The organism is Microcystis sp. M090S1 (assembly GCF_020246295.1).
Lineage (GTDB): Bacteria > Cyanobacteriota > Cyanobacteriia > Cyanobacteriales > Microcystaceae > Microcystis > Microcystis aeruginosa.
In genome coordinates, this window is sequence record NZ_JADBTF010000363.1 from 1 (window position 1) to 12,819 (window position 12,819).

General features: G+C 40.9%; 10 protein-coding genes and 1 pseudogene. 10 read left to right on the top strand and 1 reads right to left on the bottom strand.

Annotated elements, in window-relative coordinates; genetic code table 11:
* The first annotated feature begins 235 nt into the window (after nt 1–235).
* From IM477_RS16110 to IM477_RS16140, 7 genes and pseudogenes are all read left to right on the top strand, one after another.
* Nucleotides 236–1,186 (top strand): class I SAM-dependent methyltransferase, encoded by a 951-nt coding sequence (locus IM477_RS16110; protein ID WP_287732570.1) that lies wholly within the window; start codon nt 236–238, stop codon nt 1,184–1,186.
* Nucleotides 1,187–1,253: 67 nt separating this feature from the next.
* Entirely contained in the window at nt 1,254–2,330 is a 1,077-nt protein-coding gene (locus IM477_RS16115; protein WP_287732572.1) for a glycosyltransferase family 4 protein, read from the top strand.
* A 51-nt stretch (nt 2,331–2,381) separates the two neighbouring features.
* Nucleotides 2,382–3,500: a glycosyltransferase family 4 protein gene (locus IM477_RS16120; protein ID WP_287732574.1), complete on the top strand. Its 1,119-nt coding sequence runs from the start codon at nt 2,382–2,384 to the stop codon at nt 3,498–3,500.
* Nucleotides 3,484–4,386 (top strand): NAD-dependent epimerase/dehydratase family protein, encoded by a 903-nt coding sequence (locus tag IM477_RS16125; RefSeq protein WP_287732575.1) that lies wholly within the window; start codon nt 3,484–3,486, stop codon nt 4,384–4,386. Before IM477_RS16120 ends, IM477_RS16125 begins: the two co-directional genes overlap by 17 nt.
* A 255-nt stretch (nt 4,387–4,641) precedes the next feature.
* Nucleotides 4,642–4,881: pseudogene (locus tag IM477_RS16130) on the top strand (Uma2 family endonuclease); the annotation flags it as partial.
* Nucleotides 4,882–5,374: 493 nt separating this feature from the next.
* Entirely contained in the window at nt 5,375–6,154 is a 780-nt protein-coding gene (locus tag IM477_RS16135; RefSeq protein ID WP_287732577.1) for a glycosyltransferase, read from the top strand.
* Nucleotides 6,155–6,174: 20 nt separating this feature from the next.
* Nucleotides 6,175–7,155 (top strand): NAD-dependent epimerase/dehydratase family protein, encoded by a 981-nt coding sequence (locus IM477_RS16140; RefSeq protein WP_287732578.1) that lies wholly within the window; start codon nt 6,175–6,177, stop codon nt 7,153–7,155.
* A 23-nt stretch (nt 7,156–7,178) separates the two neighbouring features.
* Here IM477_RS16140 and IM477_RS16145 read toward each other — a convergent pair whose 3' ends face one another.
* The gene (locus IM477_RS16145; protein WP_287732579.1) at nt 7,179–9,887 is read right to left on the bottom strand and encodes a bifunctional acetate--CoA ligase family protein/GNAT family N-acetyltransferase; all 2,709 of its coding nucleotides are present in this window, start codon (nt 9,885–9,887) and stop codon (nt 7,179–7,181) included.
* A gap of 246 nt (nt 9,888–10,133) precedes the next feature.
* On the opposite strand from IM477_RS16145, the gene gcvH reads away from it, so the two are divergent.
* The 3 genes from gcvH (at nt 10,134) to IM477_RS16160 (ending at nt 12,674) form a co-directional block, all read left to right on the top strand.
* Complete coding sequence (gene gcvH, locus IM477_RS16150) at nt 10,134–10,529, top strand: glycine cleavage system protein GcvH (protein WP_190718954.1); 396 nt, start codon at nt 10,134–10,136, stop codon at nt 10,527–10,529.
* Nucleotides 10,530–10,688: 159 nt separating this feature from the next.
* Complete coding sequence (moeB, locus tag IM477_RS16155; RefSeq protein ID WP_190718957.1) at nt 10,689–11,861, top strand: molybdopterin-synthase adenylyltransferase MoeB; 1,173 nt, start codon at nt 10,689–10,691, stop codon at nt 11,859–11,861.
* A gap of 225 nt (nt 11,862–12,086) precedes the next feature.
* The gene (locus tag IM477_RS16160; protein ID WP_287732580.1) at nt 12,087–12,674 is read left to right on the top strand and encodes a hypothetical protein; all 588 of its coding nucleotides are present in this window, start codon (nt 12,087–12,089) and stop codon (nt 12,672–12,674) included.
* Nucleotides 12,675–12,819 lie beyond the last annotated feature (145 nt).

Here is a 12,819-nt window from a genome sequence, read left to right on the forward strand (position 1 = left end):
AGACTTTAAATATGGGCAAAATATCCAATTTAAGAACATCTTTTAGATATACGAGGGAACTTTATCAACTATACCTAGATAAAAAAATGAAACGAACACCAAAATCAATCTATACCAACCATTATAGCTCATTTATCTTGGAGTTTTTATCTATATTTTTTCTTAAGTATATTGCCAGTGTAACTTTGTTTCTTGAGAAAAAACAGACTTTTAGTTAATCGATCGGAGTAAGAAAATGCAACAATTTATCGAGACGTTGAGTCAATGCCCTAAGTGCAAAAGTAGTCAATTAACTTTTGATGATCATCAGATTATTTGCAAAAACTGTAATTCTGAATTTGCTATTGTCAATAATAAACCAGTATTCATTCGAGAAGATAATGAAATTTTTTCTCCCTCTTTTTATACTAATATGGTGACTAATCATAGTCCAAAAGAAAAAAACATATTCTCAAAAATTGTCCCTAGTCCATCGATCACCTTAAACTATATTGAGAGGATTCAAAATTTTGCTCAGACTTTAGAAAAGTTTACCTTAGCATATGTCTTGGTTGTGGGTGGAGGAAATCAGAAAAGAGATTTGGATAGGTTAATGTCAGAATATAGCAATATCAAATTGATATATTCCGATGTTGATGTTAATGCAGATGTTGATTTATTCTGTGATGCTCACGATCTTCCTTTTCAAGACCAAGTTTTTCATGGTATTATTACTACAGCAGTTTTAGAACACGTTCTCTACCCCGAAAAAGTCGTTAGTGAAATGCACAGAGTTCTCAAAGATGGCGGGGGAATTTATTCAGAAATTCCCTTTATGCAGCAGGTTCATGAAGGGGCCTATGATTTTACCAGATATACCCTTTCTGGTCATCGGCGCTTGTTTAACTATTTTTCAGAAATTTCCAGTGGTTTAGTTGCTGGACCTGGAACAGTTTTAGTCTGGTCTATCGAACATTTCGCTTTATGTTTTGCTGGCAATAATACCTCAAGATTATTAACTAAAGCAATGGTGAGATTAGTGTTTTCTTGGCTTAAATATTTTGACTATCTATTCAAAAATAATCCTCAGGCTCTCGATGGAGCTTCTTGTACATATTTCTTAGGAAAAAAATCTCCTGAGAAAGTAGTTTCTGATCAAATGATTATTGAGAGATATAAAGGAGCTAATAATCTTCGCCATACCTAATACCTAGAGAATATCGTCAATTCTCCAGTTTATACAAGAAAATAATCTAATTAAATCCTCAACAGTGATGAAAATTTTGTTATTTAGTCGCTACGATACTTTAGCTGCTAGTAGCCGCTATCGTACTTACCAATATTTGCCTTATTTGAAAAAAGAGGGAATAGAGGTTGAGACCGCTCCCTTATTAGATAATGATTATCTTAGAACTCGCTACTTAGGGAAAAAATACCCTTTATCGAGATTATTATCTGCTTATCAACAGAGAATTTCGCTGCTGTTGAAATCTCAAAAATACGATTTAATCTGGTTGGAAAAGGAAGCATTACCTTGGCTACCAGCTTGGCTAGAATTACTGTTGCTCAGAGGAAGAACACCTTATGTAGTTGATTATGATGACGCAGTATTCCACCGTTACGATCAACATTCTGCTTCTGTAGTTAGATGGCTATTGGCACAGAAAATCGATCGAGTAATGCAGAATGCTCGCTTAGTGATTGCGGGAAATGATTACTTAGCTAACAGAGCAACACAAGCAGGAGCTAAATGGGTAGAAATATTACCCACCGTCGTCGATCTTGATCGCTATCCCTTATCAAAAGCTCCTCAAAATGAAGTCTTTACCATCGGCTGGATAGGAACCCCACTGAAGTTTTTTAATTATATCAAAGAACTAGCTCCTGTTTTAAAAGAAATTTGTCGAGATGGTGGTGCCAAAGTCGTTGCTATTGGTGCCAAAGAGACAAATATAGAGGATATCCCTTTAGAAATTAAGCCTTGGTCAGAAGCAACCGAGGTGAAAGAGATGCAACAATTTGATGTAGGGATTATGCCCCTTACTGATACGCCATTTGAGCGAGGAAAATGCGGATTTAAACTAATTCAATATATGGCATCTAGTCGCCCAGTTATTGGTTCACCAGTAGGGGTGAATGCCGAGATTATCGAGCAGGGTATCAACGGTTTCCACGCTAGTAGTCAAGCTGAATGGATGCAAGCTTTTCAAAACCTGAAACATGATCGAGATTTAAGAGAAAGCATGGGATGGGCTGGCAGAAAACTTGTCGAAGATAAGTATAATATTCAAATAACCGCCCCTAAAATGTTGCAGCTATTGCAAAAAGCTAATCAAGTTTTCAAAACCTAAAACTGTTTTTCTAAAATTATCTATAAATCAAGAATCTAAACTGTGCATGAAATGAAAATACTTTTTATTATTACTAGAGCAGATACCGTTGGAGGCGCACAGGTTCATGTGCGAGATTTAGCGAGATTTTTGCAAGATTCTCACCATCAGGTCTTAGTTGTTACTGGAATAAAAGGCATTTATAATGACGATCTGATCAGTCATCGCATAACCAATGTATCTTGTCAAGACTTTGGCAAAAAAATTAACTTAATTCAAGACTGGCAAACCTTGAATTTTATCAAACAAATTATTGCAGAATTCCAACCAGATATTATCAGCACTCACTCTAGTAAAGCCGGAATTTTAGGACGATTAGCGGCCAGAAAAAGCAAGACTCCTTGCATTTTTACCGCCCATGGTTGGGCTTTTACAGGAGGTGTACTAGAGCCGAGTCGAACTATCTATCAGTGGTCAGAAAAAATCACAGAACCTTTAGCTAATAAAATTATCTGTGTTTCGGAACAAGATCGATCAATTGGACTAAAAACTGGTATGCAACCCAATCGATTATTGACCATACATAATGGGATGCCAGATATACCAGCAGAATTGAGAGCTAATCCTAGTCATTCTAACCCTGTTCGTATTGTTATGGTGGCAAGATTTGATCAGCAAAAAGACCATGTAACCTTACTGAAAGCCTTTCAAAATATTCCCGAAGCCCATTTAGATTTGGTCGGAGACGGTCCGGATTTAGAAAAAATTAAAACCTTAGCCAAGGAGCTAAAAATTATCGACAGAATTAATTTTTTAGGCTTTCGTACCAATGTAGCAGAAGTATTAGCCCAAGCCCAAATATTTACTTTAATATCTAATTGGGAAGGGTTTCCTCGCACCACAATCGAAGCAATGAGAGCAGGACTACCAGTGATTGTGTCCGATGTTGGGGGAGCGTCAGAAGCAATGATGGAAGGAATAACAGGTTATATTGTACCCCGGGGAGATGTTAACACTTTACACCAGAGACTATTACAATTAGTTCTAGATGCTCAGTTCAGGACTAAAATGGGAGCGGCAGGACGCAAACGCTACGAAGCAGAATATACTTTTAAGAAGATGTTTGAAAAAACCTTTCAGGTTTATGAACAAGTTTTAGCGGAAAGGAGAAAAAATGATGATCGAGAATAAATTGTTAATCACAGGTGCTACAGGGTTGCCAGGTGGTTTTTTCATGGAACGTTTGGCATCTACTAAGCCTGAAATAGAAATACATTGTTTAATTCGCCCTACTAGCGATCGCAGTATGTTAGATAGTCTAGGATTACCCATAATCTATCATATTGGTGATAGCTCGATTCCAGAAACTTGGCAGCAAATTTTTAGTGAAAATAATTTTCAAACCATTATCCATCTCGTCCAGCTTCGACAAGTACCAACCATACTTAATAGTCTAAAAAAATTCCAACAAACTCCCCGATTAATTATCATCGGAACCACGGGAGTGTATTCAAAATATAATGAATATTCTGCCGAGTATAAAAAAGCAGAAAGCTATTTACAACAATATGCTGGTTCTTATGGTCTCCTGAGACCGACAATGATTTATGGTTCTCCCCAAGATAAAAACTTACACAAATTGATTAAATTCTGTCACCGCTACGGATTCTTTCCCATTTTTGGTTCTGGGGATAACCTGTTACAACCAGTTCACGCTGATGACATTGCCCAGATGTTGTTAAAAGTCTGGGAATGTCCTAATATAAAAGGTGCTTACGATCTTTCCGGAGGTAGTATTGTTTCCTTCCGTCAGTTAATTTTATTGGTAGAAAAGTTATTAGGAAAATCGGTACGACCCCTATCTTTTCCTTTAAAATTTGGCATTTGGTCGGCTACTCTATTAGAAAATACATTAGGTAAAAAGTCACCCGTGCGACGAGAACAAATCTTGCGATTACAAGAAGACAAAGCTTATTCCCACGAAGAAGCTAAAAGGGATTTAGGGTTTACTCCTCGTACTCTAGAAGTCGGACTACAACAAGAGATAGAATTAATGCGCTCCCAAGGCATAATTTAACTAATTAAATCAATTTTTGTCTTGACTCTAGCCATATTCAAAAAACCCTGAATTGGCAACCTCCCTTTACTTTAGAGCAAGGATTAGCCCGAAACATTCAGCCAGAAAATTAGTGTTCAGCTTGTCAAAAAGGCCTCATAATTCAAGTTCCGCTTTGACAAAATCGGCAGTTTTATGGAGAGAAAACCCCACTTTAGCGGCTATCATCTGCATAGCGCGATTATCCCTTAAAATGTCCGCTTCAATTCCGTCTAATCCTTAGAGACGGGAGAAAGATTGTTCAGTCAAAGGCTAGGGTTGACTTTGGTACGCTGGCAAGGGGAGTATAAGGGAGTCGAGGCAGTGTGGTTGCGTTGGGCGACTTTTGCCGGCGATTTACTGCCCACAGAGTCAGAGCTAACTGAACAGGAAAGAATGCGGGCTGAACAGGAAAGAATGCGGGCTGAGGATTTAGAAGCATTGCTTCAACGCTATCGAGAGCGTTTTATGGACTGATGAGCTAATATAGCGGTGTGCAGTCGTATGAGGTACAGTGTCACGAGCTATAAACCATGCTAGGCAAAGCTTGGTCTGTATCTCACTCAAGCGCTTACCGCTATAGCAAAAAAAATGTAGTTCTATAACTGTCACTAAAAAATCAACTGGAGATGAGAATAAAATGTTAATTTCCTGCAAATACAACTCTCTTTTTATCCGTAATCCCAAAGTAGCGTTGTCGTCTTTGGAGAAATCTCTGAGAAAAATTATCTTAAATGACTGGGAATATTTTAACTATATTTGAAACTTGACAAAAAGACTATGAGAGAATACTAGAATTGCTTAAGTTACCAGAAGTAAAACTAGCAAGCGTCAATCAAAATCATCAACTTTAGCGAGACTACAGGAGTTATTATAACGAAGAAACTAAAAATATTAATTAGTGAACATCTCAAGGAAGATATGGAACTGTTTGGATACTCTTTTTAGTAAAAGATAGCTTTAGATACTTATGCAACTTACGGCCTCCCTTGTCCTTTACAAAAATGATCCAGAGATAGTTACTCAAGCAATTAAATCTCTGTTCGGCACACCAATAGAAATTAATTTATCAGTAGTAGATAATTCTCCCACCGATGAATTCAAAAAAATATTCGATAATTTTCAGGAATACGATATAGATTATTACTTCAATAATGGTAATAACGTTGGTTTTGGTCAAGGACATAACCTAGCTATTACTAGGGCTAAAAATTATGATTATCATTTAGTTATCAATCCAGATGTTTATTTTGATAATAATGTGATCACTGAACTTATTCACTACCTCGATAAGCATCAAGAGGTGGGATTGATTACTCCAAAAATATCTTACCCTAATGGGGACATCCAATACCTTTGTAAGCGTCAACCCACAGTTTTGACCTTATTTATTAGACGTTTTATACCAAAAAAAATGCAGTTTCTTTTCAAAAAGAGATTGGACTGGTATGAAATGCGAGATATTAGCTATAACCAGATAATAGAAGTACCGATTATTAGTGGCTGTTTTATGCTATTTAACAGAAAATATTTAGATGATATTGGCTACTTTGATAAAAATATGTTTATGTATTTTGAAGATTATGATTTAACCCTTAGAATGTCTAAAAAATATAAAACCATACTTTATCCCCATGTGAATATTTATCATCATTGGGCAAGAGGAGCGCACAACTCGACTAAACTGGCAATAGTTTTTGCTCAATCTGCTGTGTATTTTTTTAATAAACATGGTTGGAAAATTTACTAAACTTAATTGAATAATCAATAATGAAAAACGTTTTAGTTACAGGTTCTACTGGCTTTATTGGCAGCCACTTACTGCCAACTTTACACCAACATAACTGCCAGATAACAGCGGCAATTCGCCAGAAATTTGAGTTTCCTGCATCCCTGTCAATTAAGGCCATTCAGGTGGGTGAAATTGATGATATGACCGATTGGCAAGAAGCATTGCTAGGCATTGATACCGTTATTCATCTAGCAGGACGCGCTCATATCCTTCATGAGACTATATCCAATCCAGAAGCGGCATTTATAAAAGTTAACACTAAGGGGACTATTAACCTAGTTAAGCAGTCCCTAAAAGCGGGAGTTAAGCACTTTATTTTTGTCAGTTCTATTCATGCTATGGCTGCCGAAAGTGATGATATTCTTAACGAAAATTCTCCCTGTCACCCCGATAGTCCCTATGGTCGTAGTAAACTGCAAGCAGAACAAGCTTTAATTCAACTAGCAAAAGATAGTGACATGACTTGGACGATCCTTCGTCCTACTCTGGTTTACGGTCCTGGTAATCCGGGTAATATGGACCGCTTGATGAAACTAATTAAACGGGGATTACCTTTACCTTTTGGTGCGGTAAAAAATCGCCGCAGTTTTGTCTTTGTGGGTAACTTAGTTGCTGCCATTATTACCTGTTTAGATCATCCTAAGGCCGCTAATCAGATTTTTTTAATTAGCGATAACCAAGCTGTTTCTACTCCCCAATTAATTCGACTCATTGCTCAACAAATTCAACAACCCTGTCAATTGCTACCCGTCCCCACTACCCTACTTAGATTCTTAGGTTATCTGGGTGATAGGGTAGAATCTATAACAGGGAAAAATCTCCCTTTTAACACCTATAATATCGATCGCTTGCTTGGTTCTCTTGCCGTTGACTCTAGCTATATTCAAAAAACCCTAGATTGGCAACCTCCCTTTACTTTAGAGCAAGGATTAGCCCAAACAATTCAGCCAGAAAATTAGTGATAAGCTTATCAAAAAAGACTTCATAATTCAAGTTCCACTTTGACAAAATCGGCAGTTTTATGAAGAGAAAACCCTACTTTGGTCGCTATCATCTGCATAGCGCGGTTATCACTTAAAATTTCCCCTTCAATTCCGTCTAATCCTTCCTTTTTGCCAATAGTGACTAAGCGCTGTAGTAATTCTGTACCAATTCCTTGACCTTGATAGTCATCCCTAACTAATAAGTCAAATTCCGCCACATTAACGCCATGCAGTTTATTTAAGCGTCCTATAGCGATAATTTCTGGCTCTTCCGTCTGATCGTTATTAATCTCTACCACTAAGCTCATTACTCGATCGTAGTCGATAAAACAAATGCGCGTAAGACGATCATAAGCGGTTTGGCGATCGAGATTGACAAGGTGAAAATAACGATAATAAATGCTTTCTTCCGAGAGATAATGGTGAAATTGTCGCACTAAAGGCTCATCCGCTGCCCGAATCGGACGAATTAGCACCTTTAAGCCTCTTTTCGTCGTCCAAGGACCTATATAATGTTCAGGATAGGGACGAATCGCCGGATGAGATAACTTTTCTGGGGGAGTAGTTGGAGGATGAAGAAGGATAGAAGCGGAAAGAGCGATTAATTGCTCTGAATCGGCAAAAAAGGGATTAATATCGATAGTTTTAATGCGAGGTTGTTCACTGACCAGGTGACTAAATTTAACGATTATTTGCTCCAAATTCGCTAAATTAAGCGATTTAAGCCCATTTGTCCCGTGAAAAGCCCGATAAATCTTGGTTTTTTCTAAAAGTCGGCGAACGAGATTAGTATTTAAAGGAGGTAGAGCGGTGGCGTAATCTTGAAAAATATCGACTAAACGGCCACCAGTACCGAAAATTATCACCGGTCCGCACTGATCATCGTAATTAGAGCCGATAATTAACTCATAGCCTCGATCGATCTCTAACATCGGTTGAATACTCACCCCGAGAAAATGCTCCCGACCCACTTGTGCGGTAATATTAGCTTCGATCGCCTGATATGCTTGTGCCACTGCCATAGAGGAAAAAAGCGGCCATTGTACCCCACCCACGGCGCTTTTATGGATAATCGTCTGGGAATGCAGTTTCATCACCACGGGATAACCGAGAGATTCAGCGAGATTAACTGCTTCTGCGGCACTTTCGGCAATTTCAGTGACAATAACAGGGATTCCATAAGCTTTGAGTATATCTAAAGACTCTGGCTCACTGAGAATTGTTCTATCCCCTGCTTGCTCGATAATCTGGCTAACTAAAACTCGATCGGAGCTATTTTCCTGAGAATTGGTTAAAATTGGCGTTTGATAAAGACCGCGTAGATTCTCTTCATATTTCCAGAGCAAATTAAACACCCGGGCAGCCGAATCGGGATAGCGATAGGTGGGGATACCCTGCTGATTTAATAACGCTACCCCCTCTGCAATGCCCTCTCCCCCCATCAAACTTGCTAAAATGGGTTTTGTGCTATTTTGAGCGATTGAGGCAATTCTAAGGGCAATTTCTCGCAGATCAGTGTTAAAGCGAGGCGAGAGAATCATCAACACCGCGTCGGTATGTGCATCCGCTAAAGCGATCTCTAGGGCGCGAGCGTAGCTATCGGGATCGCTGCTGCGACGCAGATCGATGGGATTTTGGGGGACGATATCCGCGGGAACAAGAGGCGCTAGTTTTTCGATCGTTGCGGGGGTAAGGGTTGCCAGTTGTCCATCTTCCGCCAGTAAAGCCGAGGCCGCTAAAAGAGCGGGAGCCACACCATTGCTGATGATTGTCAAGCGTTTTCCCCGGGGAAATCGGGGAATTTTCGCTAAAACTTGCGTGATATTCAAGAGATCGGCCAGTCTTTGTACTTCCACGATGCCACAACGAGCAAAGGCAGCGGAGAGAGTTAGCTGATCGCTGGTCAATTTGCCAGCATGGGAAAGAGAAGTGGGGTCAAAGTCGGTACTGTGGCGACTAATGGCGATAATTGGTTTATTTAGGGCAACTTCTCGGGCTGAGGACAGAAAAGAGCGGGCATTATTCAGGGATTCCAGGTAGATAACGATGCTTTTGGTTTGGGGATCGTCTCCCAAATAATAGAGTAATTCGCCCCAATCCACATCTAAAAGAACTCCGAGGGAGATAAAGTGACTAAAACCGACATTTTCGCTTAAACTCCAATCAAGCACGGCAGCAGCGATCGCCCCACTTTGACTAATCAGGGCAATTGAACCAGTTTTCGGCAGGATGGGGGAAAAGGTGGCGTTAAGATTTTGGCTTATATTGCAGATTCCTGAGCTATGGGGACCGATGATGCGTAATTTTTGACCAGCGATCGCTTTAATTTCCCTAAGTAAATTTTCCCCCATCTGGCCGGTTTCCCGAAAACCCGTGGAGAGAATCAGGGCGCATTTAACCTGTTTTTCGACAGATTGGGCGATAATAGCGGGAATTTCGGGAGCGGGGGCGGTGATAATTACCAGATCGATCGCCGCCTGGATATCCTCTAAACTGCTATAGGTGGGAAGATCGAGCCAGTTTTCGGGGTGAGGATTAACTAGATAAAGGCGGTGCTGACCGGGATTATGATGGAGATTATTTAAAAGAGTGCGATCGAGTTGGGGATTTTGGCGATTAAATCCCACCACAGCGATGGTTTTTGGCTCAAAAAAGGCTCTTATGGTTTGATGTTCGCCACCACGAGGCTCTAAGATGGGATTTAACATAAGTAAGCTAGGAGATATTTAAAATGGGTATTGTTAAGTGAGCTAAAAAAGCAGCTAACCCTTACTGTTCCAGTGTTCCGGTGTTCCCCGATCAACCTAGACCAATTTTAGCTGTTTAATCAGGGTTCGATCGGTGTAATTAATTTTGTCTAGGTAGGGTTGGCAATAAAACAGCCCTAGCCGATCAACATTTTCCCCAAGAGATCTAGTAAACTATCTGATGCTGTAAATATTTAGAGACAGACGATGGAACTGGAATATCCCGAGGATTTGAGATACCTAGAAACCCACGAATACGTCAGACTCGAAGGTGAAATCGCTACCTTGGGAATTAGTGCTTTTGCCGTCGATCAATTGGGTGATATCGTGTTTCTAGAATTGCCCGAATTGGGAGAGGCGCTGAAAGTGGGTAGTAGTTTCGGCACGATCGAATCGGTAAAAGCGGTAGAAGAGCTTTATCCTCCCGTCTCGGGAACCGTAGTTGATCGCAATCAAGCGATGATTGACTCCCCCGAATTAATTGCCGATGATCCCCACGGGGAGGGTTGGTTATTAAAAGTGCGGGTAGAAAATCCCGATACTGCCTTGGCTGATACCCTCTCCGCTAGTGAATACCGCGCCCAAGTAGCAGGGGAAAGTTAACTAATATTAACAACACGCAGCCAGACCCTCACACTATCATAGGCATAGAAAGAATTGAAAATCCAGGAAGCGATCGAGTCTTCCTGATTTTTGTCTCTAAACCGTGCTGAAACGAAATTCTTGCCCGAATCGAGTCAGGTTTCACTATTTACCCAATCTATGCTAAATCCTAATCTCGCGGCGATCGAACTTTCCCAAGAGGAGGTTCAACGCTACTCTCGACACATTATTCTGCCCGAAGTGGGCTTAGAAGGTCAAAAAAAACTAAAAGCCGCCAGTGTTCTCTGCATCGGCACCGGGGGACTCGGTTCCCCGCTTTTACTCTATCTAGCGGCGGCTGGCATCGGTAGAATCGGTATTGTTGACTTCGATATCGTCGATAGTTCCAATCTGCAACGTCAAATTATTCACGGCACTTCTTGGGTAGGTAAACCGAAAATTGTTTCCGCTAAGGACAGAATTCTAGAAATTAACCCCTACTGTCAGGTGGATTTGTACGAAACCCGCATAAGTTCCGAAAATGCCCTTGACATTTTAGCCCCCTATGATGTAGTCATCGACGGGACCGATAATTTCCCCACCCGTTATCTGACTAATGATGCTTGTGTTCTTCTCGACAAACCCAACGTCTATGGCTCAATTTTCCGCTTTGAAGGACAAGCAACCGTTTTTAACTACCAAGGCGGTCCCAACTACCGCGATCTCTATCCCGAACCGCCACCACCGGGGATGGTTCCCTCCTGTGCGGAAGGCGGTGTTTTAGGAGTTTTACCCGGGGTAATCGGCACAATTCAAGCCACAGAAGCCATTAAAATTATCCTCGGCGCACCGGATACCCTCAGTGGTCGTTTACTGCTTTACAATGCTTGGGAAATGAAATTCCGTGAGTTAAAATTGCGCCCGAATCCTATCCGTCCCGTCATTGAAAAACTAATTGATTACGAACAATTCTGCGGTATCCCGCAAGCGAAGGCACAAGAAGCAGCAGAACAGCAAAAAATGACAGAAATGACCGTAGTAGAGTTAAAAACCCTACTTGACAGCAATGCCAATGATTACATTCTCATCGATGTGCGTAATCCCAACGAGTACCAAATCGCGAAGATTCCCAACTCGGTATTAATCCCCCTACCCGATATCGAAAACGGTGCGGCAATTCCCAAAATTAAGGAATTAGTCAACGGTTATCGTCTCATCGCCCATTGTAAGATGGGGGGACGTTCCGCTAAAGCCCTCGCTATCCTCAAAGAGGCAGGTATCGAAGGAATTAACGTCAAAGGTGGTATCAGCGCCTGGAGTCGCGAAGTCGATTCCACTGTACCAGAATACTAATTTCGGCCCTTGGGTTTTGGGGTTTTGGGTGTTAGGGTGTTAGGGTTTTGGGGTATTAGTTGAATTTCCCCATTCCCTATCCCCCCATCTCCCTAGGGTTGATTCAAGGTAGGGTTGATTCATGAATCAACCCTACCCCATCTCCCCTTCTCTGTGTTTCCTGTTCTCTCTGAATCTGTTAAGATCAAGGCCAGTTAGCCTTAAAATCCTCGGTGTGAGCGAACGATGAAAAACCATATTAAAAAAATTGCTAGTTGGAGCGCAATCGCTACTATTTCCCTTGGCTTAGTAGAAATGAACCGAGCAGCGATCGCATTTGGCAACAATAATCAATTCAGTGCCTGTATCAGTCAGATTGTCGGCACGGGAGTCAGTCCCGAAGATGCTGCCACCGCTTGTTCAGAAGCATTAATTCCTAAAGAATTATCCCGCTGTGTGGTGATGATTAAATCCAAAACCCCGATCGATGGTAATCTGGCTCTGCAAGCTTGTTTTCAAGTGCGTCGTCCCATCGACCTAGGTAATTGTGTGGTCGATATCCATCGCGCTGCCCCCTTGTTTGCCACTAATTCCCCCAAACAAACGGAAACAGAAACAGCCAAGGAACCCGATAAATTAGGGATTTCTACACAGATTTTAGATTCCTGTCGTCAAAGTTTATTACCCGGGCGCTTTTCCGAATGCGTTATCGCTGTCAGTCGTGGTGTGGACAAAAATAATCCCTCCCAAGCTTTACAAACCTGTTTAAGTGCCGAGGATTTCCCCAGAGATCTATTCCCCAGTTATCCCCAAAATCAAGACCAGAGACCTTAATCAAGATTATCGAAAATTTGGGTTAAAACCCCGTCCTTTTAGGACGGCTTTAAGCTACAATGGAAAAAGCGATAACCAAGCTAAAAACTGAACCTTGACAACAGATAGTAGGGGGTTTTGTTCAGAAAAGAATTCAAATTCGGCC